The sequence below is a fragment of the Gloeotrichia echinulata CP02 genome (assembly GCA_038087035.1).
In the GTDB taxonomy this organism is placed as follows: domain Bacteria; phylum Cyanobacteriota; class Cyanobacteriia; order Cyanobacteriales; family Nostocaceae; genus Gloeotrichia; species Gloeotrichia echinulata.
Map to the genome: position 1 here is coordinate 6,050,052 of CP051187.1, position 15,159 is coordinate 6,065,210.

Annotated in this window: 15 protein-coding genes and 1 pseudogene; 7 read left to right on the forward strand and 9 right to left on the reverse strand. The window is 43.7% G+C overall.

What is annotated here, in order from left to right:
* Window positions 1–149: 149 nt before the first annotated feature.
* Window positions 150–317: a hypothetical protein gene (locus HEQ19_26895; protein ID WYM02559.1), complete on the reverse strand. Its 168-nt coding sequence runs from the start codon at window positions 315–317 to the stop codon at window positions 150–152.
* A gap of 21 nt (window positions 318–338) precedes the next feature.
* Here HEQ19_26895 and pheS point away from each other — a divergent pair, with 21 nt between their 5' ends.
* Window positions 339–1,331, forward strand: a complete 993-nt coding sequence (gene pheS, locus HEQ19_26900; GenBank protein ID WYM02560.1) for a phenylalanine--tRNA ligase subunit alpha — start codon at window positions 339–341, stop codon at window positions 1,329–1,331.
* Between the two features lie 208 nt (window positions 1,332–1,539).
* On the opposite strand, the gene HEQ19_26905 is transcribed toward pheS, so the two are convergent.
* Both HEQ19_26905 and pyk read right to left on the reverse strand, forming a co-directional pair.
* Window positions 1,540–2,154 (reverse strand): hypothetical protein, encoded by a 615-nt coding sequence (locus tag HEQ19_26905; GenBank protein ID WYM02561.1) that lies wholly within the window; start codon window positions 2,152–2,154, stop codon window positions 1,540–1,542.
* A gap of 559 nt (window positions 2,155–2,713) precedes the next feature.
* The gene (gene pyk, locus HEQ19_26910) at window positions 2,714–4,480 is read right to left on the reverse strand and encodes a pyruvate kinase (GenBank protein ID WYM02562.1); all 1,767 of its coding nucleotides are present in this window, start codon (window positions 4,478–4,480) and stop codon (window positions 2,714–2,716) included.
* Between the two features lie 337 nt (window positions 4,481–4,817).
* Between pyk and crtR the strand changes: the two genes are divergently transcribed.
* Window positions 4,818–5,708: a beta-carotene hydroxylase gene (gene crtR / locus HEQ19_26915; protein ID WYM02563.1), complete on the forward strand. Its 891-nt coding sequence runs from the start codon at window positions 4,818–4,820 to the stop codon at window positions 5,706–5,708.
* Window positions 5,709–5,854: 146 nt separating this feature from the next.
* Here crtR and HEQ19_26920 read toward each other — a convergent pair whose 3' ends face one another.
* The 5 genes and pseudogenes from HEQ19_26920 to HEQ19_26940 all read right to left on the reverse strand — a co-directional run bounded on the left by HEQ19_26920 (window position 5,855) and on the right by HEQ19_26940 (window position 9,672).
* Window positions 5,855–6,079 (reverse strand): DUF433 domain-containing protein, encoded by a 225-nt coding sequence (locus tag HEQ19_26920; GenBank protein ID WYM02564.1) that lies wholly within the window; start codon window positions 6,077–6,079, stop codon window positions 5,855–5,857.
* Window positions 6,080–6,181: 102 nt separating this feature from the next.
* A pseudogene (locus HEQ19_26925) lies at window positions 6,182–7,328 on the reverse strand (transposase).
* A 193-nt stretch (window positions 7,329–7,521) separates the two neighbouring features.
* Window positions 7,522–7,917, reverse strand: a complete 396-nt coding sequence (aroH, locus tag HEQ19_26930; GenBank protein ID WYM02565.1) for a chorismate mutase — start codon at window positions 7,915–7,917, stop codon at window positions 7,522–7,524.
* A 104-nt stretch (window positions 7,918–8,021) separates the two neighbouring features.
* Entirely contained in the window at window positions 8,022–8,843 is an 822-nt protein-coding gene (sppA, locus tag HEQ19_26935) for a signal peptide peptidase SppA (GenBank protein WYM02566.1), read from the reverse strand.
* Window positions 8,844–9,375: 532 nt separating this feature from the next.
* Window positions 9,376–9,672 (reverse strand): hypothetical protein, encoded by a 297-nt coding sequence (locus HEQ19_26940; protein WYM02567.1) that lies wholly within the window; start codon window positions 9,670–9,672, stop codon window positions 9,376–9,378.
* 546 nt (window positions 9,673–10,218) lie between these two features.
* Between HEQ19_26940 and HEQ19_26945 the strand changes: the two genes are divergently transcribed.
* Window positions 10,219–11,016 carry an MlaE family lipid ABC transporter permease subunit gene (locus HEQ19_26945; protein ID WYM02568.1) on the forward strand — a complete coding sequence of 266 codons (798 nt, stop codon included), beginning with the start codon at window positions 10,219–10,221 and terminating at the stop codon, window positions 11,014–11,016.
* Window positions 11,017–11,033: 17 nt separating this feature from the next.
* Here HEQ19_26945 and HEQ19_26950 read toward each other — a convergent pair whose 3' ends face one another.
* A complete protein-coding gene (locus tag HEQ19_26950) occupies window positions 11,034–11,366 on the reverse strand; it encodes a hypothetical protein (GenBank protein ID WYM02569.1) in 333 nt (110 codons plus the stop codon).
* 182 nt (window positions 11,367–11,548) lie between these two features.
* Between HEQ19_26950 and HEQ19_26955 the strand changes: the two genes are divergently transcribed.
* The 4 genes from HEQ19_26955 to HEQ19_26970 all read left to right on the forward strand — a co-directional run bounded on the left by HEQ19_26955 (window position 11,549) and on the right by HEQ19_26970 (window position 15,112).
* Entirely contained in the window at window positions 11,549–11,935 is a 387-nt protein-coding gene (locus HEQ19_26955) for a DUF3119 family protein (GenBank protein ID WYM02570.1), read from the forward strand.
* A 366-nt stretch (window positions 11,936–12,301) separates the two neighbouring features.
* Window positions 12,302–13,582, forward strand: a complete 1,281-nt coding sequence (locus HEQ19_26960) for a DUF3086 domain-containing protein (protein ID WYM02571.1) — start codon at window positions 12,302–12,304, stop codon at window positions 13,580–13,582.
* 122 nt (window positions 13,583–13,704) lie between these two features.
* Window positions 13,705–14,385: a glycerol-3-phosphate 1-O-acyltransferase PlsY gene (gene plsY, locus HEQ19_26965; GenBank protein ID WYM02572.1), complete on the forward strand. Its 681-nt coding sequence runs from the start codon at window positions 13,705–13,707 to the stop codon at window positions 14,383–14,385.
* Window positions 14,386–14,443: 58 nt separating this feature from the next.
* The gene (locus HEQ19_26970; GenBank protein ID WYM03647.2) at window positions 14,444–15,112 is read left to right on the forward strand and encodes a Uma2 family endonuclease; all 669 of its coding nucleotides are present in this window, start codon (window positions 14,444–14,446) and stop codon (window positions 15,110–15,112) included.
* Window positions 15,113–15,159 lie beyond the last annotated feature (47 nt).

Below are 15,159 nucleotides of genomic sequence, written 5' to 3' on the forward strand. Positions count from 1 at the left end.
ATCTAAAATCTAAAATCTAAAATTGGCTTGGTCAATAGTTATCAGCCTGTATGCAAGTTTTATCTAGAACAGCTTATTAATAATTAGTTATGTGTTGTTACCTCATTTGTCAATGTCAGGGGTCACAAGCATGAAAACAAAAACACACATTAACACCAAATCCCCTCTAAACTGGTAAACAGAGGTATGGCTGGAATTTTTTGTGCCGTTGACTCAATTAATGGCACATTGCTAAGGTTAATTGTCCGGACACGGTTGTTATTGATGTTTTGCCACTGACCACTGACAACAGACAACTGACCACTGACTAATGACAACTGACTAATGACAACTGACTAATGACAAACAATTTAGAGGCTCAACTTTTAGCATTGCGACTGGAAGGAGAAAAAGCGATCGCCGCCGCTGATACCCTAGAACGCCTAGAAGAACTCAGGGTCAGCTATTTGGGTAAAAAAGGGCAACTGGGGGCGCTGTTGCGGAGTATGGGTCAGATGAGCGCCGAGGAAAGACCGGTAATTGGGGCGATCGCCAATACCGTTAAAGAATCCCTGCAAACGAGTCTAGACCAGCAACGTACCGCCCTGGAATCTGCTCAAATTCAGGCACAGCTAGAGGCGGAAACTCTCGATGTGACAATGCCAGGAATTTACCGCCCCCAAGGTCGTATTCATCCTCTCAATGGCATTATTGATCAGGCGTTAGATATTTTTGTCGGTATGGGCTACACCGTGGCTCAGGGTCCAGAAATGGAAACAGATTACTACAATTTTGAGGCTCTCAATACCCCCCCTGACCACCCCGCCCGTGATATGCAGGATACTTTCTACCTCCCAGACGGTAATCTTCTCCGTACTCATACCTCCTCAGTGCAAATTCGTTACATGGAATCTGAGGAACCACCCATCCGGGTCGTCGCTCCCGGGCGAGTCTATCGCCGAGATAATGTAGATGCGACACACTCAGCGGTTTTCCATCAAATCGAACTTTTAGCAATTGATGAGGGACTGACTTTTACAGACCTCAAGGGCACTATTAAGGTATTTTTGCAAGCAATATTTGGTGATTTACCAATTCGCTTCCGTGCTAGTTATTTCCCCTTTACCGAACCCTCCGCTGAAGTCGATTTGCAGTGGAATGGTCGCTGGCTGGAGGTTATGGGCTGCGGTATGGTCGATCCAAATGTCCTTAAATCTGTGGGTTATGACCCAGAAATTTATTCGGGCTTTGCTGCCGGTTTTGGTGTAGAACGTTTTGCTATGGTGCTACACCAAATGGATGATATCCGCCGCTTGTACACCAGCGATTTGCGGTTTTTACAGCAGTTTTAGGGTTGTGGTTTCAATGGTAAATTTACTAATTTCCCTGACACTATCAACTTGAGGTTATACAGACAAAGCCTGCAAATGCAGGCTTTGCCCCTGCTGAATGTTTCGCCTAATTTTCACTAATTGGAGCTTATAGTAACACCTAACTGATTCTGCCGGGTTAGCACCTGCTTAGAAAACCAAAGCGATTGCTGATCTTTTATTCCGACTTTCATTCTGTTTCCAAAATTCCCACTAATATGTGACCAATGTCTTCAATATCATCTGGTATTGTAAAAAGAGTCAGATCTTGAGTAATTTGTCTTTTATCAACTTGTAATTTACCAAATCGCCAAATTTCTCCAGTAGTTACAGCCCCATAAAAAACTGATTTATTTTCTTCAATCTCCGATAAAGCTATTAACTCGATAGCCAGTTGTGTAAATCCTCTGGTTAAATCATCATTTTTAGCCTCAATTACTAATAAACTTTGGTGAGAACGTAATAAATAATCAAGATTTCCTTTTAACCAATTATTGACATTAACTGCATATTCAATTTTTAACTGACATTGACAATGGGTAATCACTTCTAACAATAGAGGTGAAACTAAGGTCTCCCGTCTTGCAGTTTCATTGTTTAAACTTACCAAGGGTAAAAAAGATGTAATTTTATTTTTGAGCGCCGTGATGTTTTCTAACTGGTTGGATGTGTGAGGTAAAGTAAGAGATTTTTTAGTAAAGGAGTAACCTAATTCGGCTAATATTTCTTCTGGATCATAAGGTAATTCAAAATAAGAGCGAAAAGTATAAGATTGTCCTTCTTGGAGAATTTTTTGTTTAGTCATAATTTCCCCGGAGACACAAGTAACACAGAGATAAGAGATGAAAAATGGATTTTTTGAGGAAAATTTTTACCCACCTTGAAAGGGCTAGTAGTCCACCAAAGTAACTTTACCAGGTAAAGCAGATTTTCTCCTCTGAAAAACCCATCCCTTCTCAATACTGCGTAGGTTTTGGAATTTCTTGGTTGAGGCAAGCTCTTGGAGCAGGGGAAGAAATGGAGGCTGGCGTTGAGTTTTGCCTCCCCTGCTTCCCCTGCCTCCCCTGCAAATCCTACGCAGTATTGCATCCCTTGTCTTCTCTTCTTAGGCTCCGCTTACGCATAGCGTCCCGTAGGGAACGTGGTTGATTCCTTCACCCAGCAAAGTTTGTGTGGTGGACTACTAGTCCTATGAATATTTTTAGGATTTACGCACGAACTAGGATTTTATGTCATTACGTACCGCTAAGGCGGAACCTGCAGTCCAGAGGAGAAGCAAGCTAGTGAAGCGTCCCGTAGGGAAGGGTGCGCTGCGACGTAATCGCAAAGGCTGATTTTTCATCACAAGTGCGTAAGTCCTAAATTTAAGTCCCCACAGCGCCGGAGTAAACCAAACCCCGTTGCGTATCTAGGGTTAAAATTGCGCCATCGCGAATCACTTGCGTCGCCTTCTTGACACCGACAATCACCGGCACACCCAGACGCAAGCCAATGACCGCAGCGTGACTTGTAAGACTTTCATCTTCTGTAATAATACCGCCTGCTTTGCGAATCGCCTCGACAAAATCAGCACTGGTGTGGGTGGCGACCAAAATATCGCCAGGATTAAAGTTACTGGCTTCCATACCAGTGTTAACTACCCTGGCGCGACCACTCACCACACCTTGTCCCAGTCCAATTCCGTGACCGAGAACTGCAGTTACTACTTCGACTTTAATCAAATCTGTTGATCCAGAAACCCCCTGGAGAGTACCAGCGGTCATCACTACCAAATCCCCCTCCGTTAGGAGATGATTTTCCTGAGCGACATTTATCGCCGCTTGAAAAGTCTTACCTGTAGAAGGTAATTCTAGCACCAATAGCGGTTTTACTCCCCACACCATCTGTAACTGTCGCGCTACATTCACATGGGGCGTGATTGCCAAAATAGGTGTATTCGGACGGAATTTGGAAACATTACGCGCTGTTGCCCCAGTCTGGGTTAAAGTCATAATTGCTGCAGCCCCCAATTGCTCGGCAATTTGACCCACAGCTTGACTGATGGCGTTAGGAATGGAACGCCGCGTATCTCTCAACTGACGTACTTTTGAATTTTCCACCTCCTCTTGCTCAATCCGCTCGGCAATTCGTGCCATTGTTGCTACAGCTTCCACTGGGTAGCTACCAACAGCGGTTTCATTGGAGAGCATCACCGCATCCGTGCCATCTAAAATTGCGTTTGCCACATCCGACACTTCGGCGCGAGTGGGACGGGGGTTGCTCACCATGCTGTCTAACATTTGGGTAGCGGTGATGATGGGAATCCCCAAGCGATTTGCTGTCGCAATCAGCCGCTTTTGCAGTACGGGAACATCCTCCGCTGGGAGTTCCACACCCAAGTCACCTCTAGCAACCATTACGCCATCACATAAAGCCAGAACTGCTTCCATTTGTTCAATGGCTTCATGCTTTTCAATTTTGGCAACTACTGGCACATTCTTGCCTGTGCTGGAAATTAGTTCTTTAATTTCTATCATATCCTGGGGGTTGCGGACAAAGGAAAGCGCTACCCAGTCCACGCCCTGATCTAGACCGAACATCAGATCCTCGCGGTCTTTGTCCGTCATGGCTTTAATCGATAGGTAAACTCCAGGGAAGTTTACGCCTTTATTGTTGGAAAGTTTACCTGCAACTGTAATGCGACAATTCAAATCACCTTTATCACGGTTAATATCCTCCACCACCATTTCTACTCGTCCATCATCAAGGAGGATTTTGGCGCCAACGGGGACTTCTTGGGCTAAATAATCGTAGGTGACACAACTAATTTCCTGTGTACCGACAATTGGGCGATTTGTCAAGGTGAAGCGATCGCCTTTTGCCAAAACTATCGACCCATTTTCAAACTTCCCCAAGCGAATTTTCGGACCTTGCAAGTCTTGGAGAATAGCCACTGGCTGATTTAGTTCAAAGGCGGTTTGCCGAATCAAGCGGATATTACGTTGATGGTCAGCATGAGAGCCGTGGGAGAAGTTGAGCCGCAGGGTTGTTGCACCCGCTTCAATAATTGCCTTTAGCATTTCTGGGCTGCTAGTGGCTGGACCTATAGTAGCGACAATTTTTGTCCGGCGTAGAGAATCTCTTAATTGCATAGGGGCTGATTCTAGGGAGCTATCTAGGGAATCATCGTAGTTTAAGGGGCATTTATTTTTCTGTCACTGATATACAAATATTTGAAGTAGTTTACCTGGAGTGCGGGACTGGGGACTGGGGACTGGGGACTGGGGACTGGGGACTGGGGACTGGGGACTGGGGAAATGATTTTCCCAATGCCCAATGTCCAATGCCCAATCCCCTGGCATCATACCGTTATTCCACTGCCCAAAAGCAAAAATGCTAATAAATCTTGCTATACAAAAATTTACAAAAGTTTACTCTTTCCTAATCTTTGTCGTATATTCGTAATCATTGGTAAAAAAGGAGTTGAGAATGCTCACGTCGGAGGCACCCAAGCAACTGACTATCCCACCCAAGGAATTTTTAGCGCCTCCTGGTGATTTCAACCCCACCCTGCTCCTGTTTTTAACAGTTGTGGCGATGCTGGTGTTATCTAATTTTGGTTACTGGATGTGGGAATGGCCGCACTGGCTATGCTTTAGTGTAAATACTCTAGCTTTACATTGTTCTGGGACAGTAATTCATGATGCCTGTCATCAATCTGCCCATCGCAATCGGGTAATAAATGCCATGTTAGGTCATGGCAGCGCCTTGATATTAGCTTTTGCCTTTCCAGTATTTACACGGGTGCATTTACAGCATCACGCCCATGTCAATCATCCCAAAGATGACCCAGATCATTATGTGTCAACTGGTGGTCCATTGTGGCTAATTGCGGTGCGGTTTTTGTACCATGAGGTATTTTTCTTTCAACGGCGACTGTGGCGTAAATATGAGCTACTAGAATGGTTCATCAGCCGCTTGATTATTGGTTCAATTGTTTATATTTCCGTTCAGTACCACTTTTTGGGATACATTCTCAATTTTTGGTTCATCCCGGCGTTTATAGTAGGCATAGCACTGGGATTATTTTTCGATTATTTGCCCCATCGTCCTTTTGTAGAGCGCGATCGCTGGAAAAATGCGCGTGTTTATCCCGGTAAAATTCTCAATATCCTGATTTTGGGGCAGAATTACCACCTAATTCATCATTTGTGGCCTTCTATTCCCTGGTATAATTACCAGCCCACTTACTATCTAATGAAACCCCTGTTAGATGAGAAAGGCTGTTATCAAACTTCAGGGTTATTGCAGAAAAAAGATTTCTTTGAGTTCGTCTACGACATCTTTTTAGGGATTCGCTTTCATCAGCATCAAGAATAGACGATTTTCGATGATCAATCTAAAATGCTGGCACTGTTACTGAAAAATGCGCTAATCTCCTCTAATCTCTACTAAAGTCTCCCCTGTTCGTAAAAGATTAATCCAGACAGCAATAGCAGGAGATAGGTGTGCATCTACCCAGATGATCACGCTACCAAAACCGGATGATTTAGTTTACGTGAGGCGTACAGAAGTGCTGCTTTGAGATCATCCATTTCCAAATCGGGAATCTCTTCAAGAATTTGTTCAGCACTCAGTCCTGCTGCAAACAAGTCCAGCACATCTGATACACGAATTCTCATACCCCGGATACAGGGACGACCGCCACACTGTTTTGGATTAACTGTAATTCTTTCAAGTAAATCTGGCATAGGGATTTAGTCTTAAGATAGCGACTTTTAAACTTTTGACTCAATTACTTGTTGTGATGCTTTTGACATACTCCCCACCCTTGAAGGGTGGGGATTCTAGGCTCAAACGGCAATTGCAGGCGTAGCCTGACTTACATCACCTAACCCGATGGTTGATGCCCCAACCATTTGAATATTACGTGCGGCGTTCTCATCCCTACCATTCACCGACTGACAGGATGGACAACGCCATTCTCTAACCGACAAATCAATTTTTTCTAGAATATGCCCACAGTGAGAACAGGTTTTAGTGGATGGATACCACTGCTCCACAAATACTATTTGTTTATGTTTCTTTTTGGCAACCCATTCTAGGATTTGCAGAAACTCACCAAAGGACAAGTCTGATATTTTTCTCCCCCAAAGTCGTTGCATTCCCTTGAGGTTTAAAGTCTCAAAACAGAGAACATCAAACTTTAACGTCAATTCATGGGCTAACTTCCAGAACCAGTCACGCCGACGATTGGAAACATCCTCATGCTTGCGTACTAAGTTCTTCCTTGCTCGTTCTCTATTGGACGAGCCTTTAAGCTTTTTAGAGTGTTGCTTACTTGCTTTTTTAATGGCGTTTATAGACAGCTTGAAAAACTGGGGAGACTCAATTTTAGTACCATCCGAGCAGGTGAGAAATGTCTTTAATCCAAAGTCAAAACCAGCGATTTTACCTGTCTTGATTTCAACTTCTGGATTGCTACCATCGTCAACAACCAAAACCATAAACAATTCACCCAATGGATTGCGTTTAATAGTTAGAGTTTTGACTGTTCCCTCAATCTCTCTGGATTGACAAAATTGATATATTCGACTACCAATTTTTACTCGGTTCCCACCTAAAAACTTATAACCTGCTTGCTTAAGGGTGAAAGATTTGTACTTTTTAACCTTCTTAAACCCCGGTGGTCTAACTCCTTTCTTGTTGTGTTTAAAGAATAATTGGTAGACTTTCTCGATGCGTTGACAAATATCTTGGACTGCTTGAGAACCTACCGACTGCCAGAAAGAATTACGCTTCCTTCACTTGGCAATATGTGACTGTTCGCGTAGCGTGGCGTTAGCCAAGTTTTGCACAATTCAAATGCTTGCCAAACATCTGGTAGTACCGCTTATGTAGGGCAATGCAATGGTTATAAATCACCCCAGCAGCGTTAATTGTGCGCTTAAGGTGTCTATTTCTTTTATGGCTGTATAGCTTGAACTTCAGTGTTTTCATATCATCCATGATACCATAAGCGGGTAGCCAGTGGATAGCACAATGAAGGAAAGATTGAGTGTACGAGTTGACCCCCAAAGGCTTGAAAAATTAAGAAGGGTTGCCAAACAGAAACGCAAGACAATGACTCAACTGATTGAAGACTGGATTGATAGAATGCAGGAAGAAAAGCCGTCCTAGAAGGACGGCGGCTCTAGACCCAGTTTTTCGGTAACGACTCGGTAAAACTCCAGTCGGGACGCAAGTTAGCAGCATGACGTAAATAGGTATGGTAAAGGGGGACAGAAGTCGGCTGGTAGACGTGGATTAAAAACCGAATACAGCGTGGTAAACTACCCTCAACGTGCATTTGCTGCACATCCAACATTGCTACATTATCCCAACCAGGACGTGGCCTGGCGATCGCCGCTGGAAAAATAGCATCCAAATCTCGTGTAACTGAGAATGTTACACTAATAATATCCTTTGGCTGGAGTTGATTTCGGTGTTCCAGTTCGTCTAGCAGTTCTGTTACCGCTTCTCGTATCGCCTCCACAGTATTTGCGGAAACGGTTGTTGCTCCACGAATAGCCCGCATTTGCCACTCCACGCCAAAATCCTCCTATAAAATAGAAATAGATAGAAATAGAAAAATGAAATTTTAGGAGTTACATTCGGAAGTTGTAACTCCTAACTCCTAACTTATAACTCCTACTAAGGTCGATACAACCACAGGGGTAGACCACTGGTAGACATTTCAAATTCTAGCCAATCAATACCAGCCCCAAGTCCTGATGACACTTGACGACTCCCCGGCAGAATACGACTTAATAAAGGTTTAGGTTCTTCTAGTGTATAGCAGGGTGTTTTTTCGGGATCAAGACCAACTAATTCTGCTGTCCAGCGACGAGCATCTTCCTCTGTTCCCAGACGGTCTACAATTCCTAATTCTAAGGCTTGCTGTCCTGTAAAAATCCGACCATCAGCGAAAGTTTTCACAGTTTCTACAGCCAAAGAACGTGCATCAGCTATCGTTTGGACAAATTGCTGATAACTTATATCAATCAATTCTTGCAGGATACCTTGTTCCGGTTCGGTCAGTTCCCGGTCAAAGGCCAAAATGTCTTTGTAAGGACCAGACTTAATTACTTTGAAGGAAACACCAATTTTTTCTAGCAAGCGCTCTAAGTTGTTGCCACGCAAAATTACACCAATACTCCCGGTAATTGTACCTGGATTAGCAATGATGTGTTCGGCTCCCATACCAATATATACTCCCCCAGAAGCCGAAATATTACCAAAACTAGCGACAACTTTGATTTTTTCGCGTAAACGCTTCAGGGCACTGTAGATTTCTTGAGAATCTCCCACCGTACCCCCAGGACTATCGATCCGTAGCAGCAAAGCGGGAAACTTTTTTTCCTCTACAGTTTTCAGTGCTTCTAACACACGTGTCCGAGTACCACTGCCGATCGCACCAGTAATTTCAATGCGAGCAATTTGTTTAGTAAACTTCCGCTTAAAAGGCCAAACCATAAGCAATTATAAAACCTCATAATACATTCAATATAAAATGCTAAACCTTTAAATGACTGCTATTGCCTTTGGGGGATGGCGAGATAACCGTCAACTGTCAACCGTTATATAAATGAGCAGTCATTGCACTATGATGAATTTTAATTATTTTTTTAGGTTTTGTGTATATGTTTATTTGCTATTCTCATCACATAGCAAAGTAATTGCTAAAAAAACACCGCCGCAACAAAATGCAAAACTCTAACTGAGTCTTCAGAGCATTGGCTAAACATGCTCTGTTGTCTGCTTTGTGTTTTCAGGAAATTCTCCTTGGCAAGCAAAATCTTGACAAGCAAAGTTTATAGTTCGTATTCAATGACGACTACTGAGCAAAAATTAGTTAAATAATAAATTGTATTTTAAGTAAAATTATGCAAAACACAGCAATGCTAATTCCTATATAGGTCAGGATTAATAGTATCTTGCTGTTTTGCAAAGATGGATTTTCATCGCTTTAGTAGACCGTAAACACCTGAGATCATAATCTTCATTACTAGGAATCAATCCGTAAGATTTGATACCTGTAATAGGCGTAACTATCAAACAGCGCACCGACAAAACTGCAAGTAAAACTAATTACCAAGAGGCCGCGTAGGGGAGTACCGCTGCCAAAAGTGGCAAGAAAATGCATAATCTGAGTAGCGATCGCCTCAGTCATTGCTTGTAAACAGGGAATGTAGCCCAAGCAAGAGATTAAGAGCAAAAAGCCGCCGACTAGAAACATAGGGGCGACAAAGCTAAAAATAATGGTGATTACCAAGGAACGCACAAAGTTGGTAAAAAGAGTCATTTCAGGCAAGCTCCGTGAGTAAACAGGATAATAGCTGGAAAGCTAGATGTCATTTTCTACAATACTTGTGATTGCTTCGGAATAGTCAATATGTCAAAAATCTTAAGTTTTCATTAAAAAAATCGGTAAATACTTCAACCAGATGCTGTAAGCATGGACAAGAGACAACATAGACAAAACCCTTGCAGCGTCTAGCTTTCACCTCATAAGCTCCTTGTTTAACCCATGAAGAACCGCTGGAAAAGGTCTTAATTTTGTGAGAGTCCTTTTAAAATAAGTTAATATTTCATCCAAATTAACAGGGTCAAGAGTCCAGAGTCGAATAGCACTAAGTTAAGATCCAGCCTTTGCCCTGACTGGTTAAGAGCCTCTAGGCTCTTAACCAGTCAGGGCCTCCAGTAGCTTGACAAGAGGCAGAGCCTATGAGACTGCATTCCCAGCCTGGAGGCTGGGAACGAGACGAACCGTCAAATGACAAATGACAAATGACAAATGACCATTAACTTTCGCTATTCTTAAGGCAGTTACCGAGTTAGCTGCAGAACATTGAGCGAGACTATATTCAAAACCAGTTTCGGAGTATGGAGTCAGCGGTTGCTGGCGGCGATTTTCTTAGGTGGGCAAGTACTAGTTCACCTACTGAGGGGCAAAATCCATTGGCGGAACACCAAAGATCAAATGGCAGCAGTTGGGCCTGATTCGCTCTTGATTGCCCTATTAACGGCTGTCTTTGTCGGCGCGGTGTTTACAATTCAAGTGGCGCGGGAATTTATCAACTTTGGAGCAGGAAATATCGTCGGCGGCGTGCTGGCGCTAGCCTTGACAAGAGAACTCACACCTGTTTTAACAGCAGTGATTTTGGCAGGGCGAGTAGGTTCCGCCTTTGCAGCGGAAATCGGCACTATGCGGGTAACAGAACAAATTGATGCCATGTTGATGTTAAAAACCGATCCCATAGATTACCTAGTTATTCCCCGCGTCTTGGCTTGCTGCTTAATGCTGCCGATTTTGACCCTCCTATGTTTAGTAACAGGGATGTTAGGAGGATTGATAGTAGCAACAAATATATACAACCTAGCCGATACGGCATTTCTTGACTCAGCCCGTAACTTCCTGGGCTTCTGGGATATTTGTAGCGCCATGATTAAAGCCTTTTGCTTTGGTGTTCTAATCGCCGTCATTGGTTGCGGTTGGGGCTTAACAACAACAGGAGGAGCCAAAGGTGTGGGACAATCAACCACAAGTGCCGTTGTTACCGCCTTGCTAATTATATTTGTGATTAACTTTTTTCTTTCTTGGCTAATGTTTCAAGGTGCCGGTGGTGCATTCCTACCGGGGATATAACAGGGCTGAGTCAGGAGTCAGGAATCAGGAGTTGAAAAAAAATTGTTAACATTCGCCTTCGGAACACCAACTTTCGCCTTCAGAACACCAACTTTCGCCTTCGGAACACCAACTTTCGCCTTCGGAACACCAACATTCGCCTTCGGAACACCAACATTCGCCTTCAGAACACCAACATTCGCCTTCGGAACACCAACTTTCGCCTTCGGAACACCAACATTCGCCTTCGGAACACCAACATTCGCCTTCGGAACACGAACTTTCGCCTTCGGAACACCAACATTCGCCTTCAGAACACCAACATTCGCCTTCGGAACACCAACATTCGCCTTCGGAACACCAACTTCCAACTCCTAACTCCTGCCAAATCCTAAAATAAGAGCAATCTCCTAGTACTCTGTCAAGATAAAAATGATGGACTGTAGTGCGGGCATCTTGCCCGCGTGAGCGAGACGCTCACACTACCAAAAATCCCTCAAAACAAAATTGACAGACTACTAGTTGTCTACTAAATAAAGCAGGATGTAAAACTGTGACCAGTTCATTTGCCCCTAATTCCACATCAACCGTGGAACTCAAACCTAGTTACAATATCCCTGTAGTGTTGGTCATAGCCTCCATTCCACTGCTGCTGGTTCAACCAGTGGTAGGAGGTGTGATTGGATTGTTTGGCTTGTTTCTCATGTTTCAGGCTGTAACACTGCGCTTGCAATTTACCGCCACCGACTTAGATATTTATAGAGGCGAAAAATTAATTCGGCGCTTTCCCTATCAGGAATGGCAAAACTGGCGGATCTTCTGGAATGGTATTCCCATACTCTTTTACTTCAAAGAAATCAAAAGCATTCACTTTTTACCGATTTTATTTGACCCCAAAACCTTACAAAGCTGTCTGGAACAACGTTGTCCACGTATTTAGTGAGGAGTTTGCAGTTTGGAGTGTGTAGGGGCGGGTTTAACGAGTAAATCTGTGGGTAGACTACATTCTTCATAGACCCGCCCGTACAGGAGTTTGGAGTTTCAATGTTGACATACTCCCTGATCTGAAAGTTCAGGGATTCTGGATTCAAACAGCAATAGCAGGCATAGCCCGTCTTACATCACTGAGCAACGACAGACAATGCCCTGCCTGTTGCCACTATTTTACCAAAAAGCCGTCCTAGAAAAACGGCGGCTCTAGACCCAAGCTTTCGGTAAATGAGCAATGACAAATGACCAATGACAACTGAAAATTGTATATTGCTGAAAGCTATTTATTCGCGCCATAGGGATTACACTATTATTTATGAACCCAGAGGAATCTCAAACCCCAGAACAAATTGATGAGTGGTTAGAGCAAATAGAAGAACAGAGTAATTCATCTCAAGTTCCACAAAACCCGTCTGTTAAGCCGGTGGCGCAAACAGAAGCGGATAGTTTATTAGTTGAGACAAAACTAGAGGACGCATCTTTAGAACAGCCCATCTCTAATCGAGTAGTAATAACTACTACATCTGAACCAATAGTAGAGTCAACTGGCGAATTGGTGACGCAGTTAGTACCAGAAACTGTAACGCCGAGGGCAGAATCACAAGATAATTCACTATACGCACAAGCAGCGCAACAAGTAGCAGAGTTACAAAGCACCAAAGAAGCGCTAAAAACAGAAATAGCCAACCTGCAAGCAACTTATAATACCCTTCAGGCACAATTGAGTGAAACCCAACTGACCCTAGGACGATTCGTGCAAGAGTCGCTGGCGCAGTTAGAACAACGCAAACAAACGCTGCAAATTTCTGTAGAACAACTTGAACGCCGTCAAGAACGCATCCGCAACGAAATGCGAACCACTTTCGCGGGTACATCCCAAGATTTGGCTATTCGGGTGCAGGGTTTTAAAGACTATCTCACGGGTAGTTTACAAGATTTGGCCGCCGCTGCCGAGCAGTTGCAATTGGTTCCACCTGTAAAAGAACGAGAAAGACCATCTATTAAAGAGGTCAAGCCAGTTGAACCTGAACTAGGCATACCACAATTTGCCTCACAACAGTTTCAAGATAATACAAAGCAAATTCGCCGTCTGATTGACCAATACCGTAGCCAACCGGATTACTATGGACCTACTTGGCAATTGCGCCGTACCTTTGAGCCAGTCCACGCAGAACGAGTCTCTAACTGGTTTTTTAGCCAAGGGGGACGGGGTGCTTTACGGACAATGGGTAGCCGCTTGCAGAATATCCTGATTTCTTCAGCAGTGACTTCTATATTATACAAGCTGTATGGCGATCGCCTGCGTACACTGGTACTAGCAAGCACACCAGAACGTTTGGGTGAATGGCGGCGCGGTTTGCAAGACTGCTTGGGGATTGGTCGCCCAGATTTCGGACCAGACCGGGGAGTAGTATTATTTGAAGCAGCAGGAGCTTTAGCTCAGAAAGCAGACCGCTTGGTAAAAGCAAATCAACTACCTTTGATTATCATTGACGATTCGGAAGAGCAAATTAGTCTAGCACTGTTGCAATTTCCCCTGTGGTTAGCCTTTGCCCCTGACCCCAAAACAATGAGAAACTATGATGATGACTTTTAAATGAGTCAAGGGTCAAAGGTCAAGGGTCAAGGGTCAAAAGTCATTGATCTTGACTGTTGACTTTGGACTGTTGACTCTTGACTGTTGACTTTGGACTGTTGACTTTGGACTTTTGAATTTTTATGGCTATTTGGTTAACTTTGTGCGGAGCAATTTTAGTCGTAGCGTACCTACTGGGTTCTTTTCCCACTGGCTACATCGCTGTCAAACAGTTAAAGGGTATTGATATTCGCCAAGTTGGTTCCGGTTCCACAGGCGCAACCAATGTCTTAAGAACTTTGGGTAAAGTTCCTGGAGCGTTCGTTTTATTCATTGATTGCTGGAAGGGAATATTAGCGATCGCCCTTGTGTATTGGTTATTCAACTTTGCCCCTATCCAAGATTTCATCCCCCCAACGATAGATGTCAAATTATGGCAATCGTGGTTAGTAATTTTAGCTGGGTTAGGGGCGGTACTGGGACACAGTAAATCAATATTTTTGGGGTTTACTGGCGGTAAATCTGTGGCTACGGGTTTGGGGACTTTGTTGGCGATTAATTGGCAAGTAGGATTGGCAACATTGGGTGTATTTGCTATTATCATCGCCATATCGCGGATTGTTTCTTTAAGTTCAATCACGGGTGCGATCGCTGTTTCTATTTTCATGGTAATTCTCCATCAACCCTTACCTTACATTCTGTATGCTGTTGTCGGTGGGTTGTACGTGATTTGGCGACATCGCGGTAATGTTGAGCGGCTGCTTGCAGGTACTGAGCCAAAAATCGGGCAAAATGTCACAACAGAACCAGAACAACCTGCTTAGAGCAATCCCAAGGGCTATTTATTTATAGCAACCGCCAAAGTGCTTAGGACATTAACTGATGATAAAACCTAGACACAATCAGACTTGTAACCCAGTCCCCAGCGATGCACTGAGCGGTCGTTGTGTCCCCAGTCCCCAGTCCCCTGCTATATGTGGATTTCTCATGATTAAGGCAAGTGCAGAAAACAAACTCACTCTACAAGAATTTCTGTCCCTGCCACAAGGGGATGTAAACTATGAGTTTGTGGATGGTTATGCAGTAGCTAAAGTGTCCCCAAAATTCTTTCATTCTGCCTCACAAAGAGCTTTATTATTCCTGATTTATGCATGGTGCAAAGGCAAAGGTAGAGTTGCTGCAGAGTGGGCAATTATCTTAAAGTTTAAAGGTAAAGATTGGGCACCTATACCTGATTTAACTTACATTTCCTATGAACGCTTACCTAAAAGTTGGCAACTTAATGAAGCTTGTCCGGTTCCTCCAGAATTGGTAATTGAAATTATATCTCCAGGCCAAACCATGAAGGAATTTGAAGACAAAGCACAGGATTATTTTGCAGCAGGAGTGTCACGGGTTTGGGTTGTCGATCCGCAAGCTATGAGCGTCAGGGTATTTTTCTCGCCTGATACCAGTCTTATCTACACAGATAATATGCTGATTGTAGATCCGCTATTGCCTGGTTTGGAATTAACAGTTAGGCAAATTTTTCAAGAGGCGGAATTAATTTGATTTGGGTATATGACGACAATCGTCGTAGGGGCGCAAGGCCTTGCGCC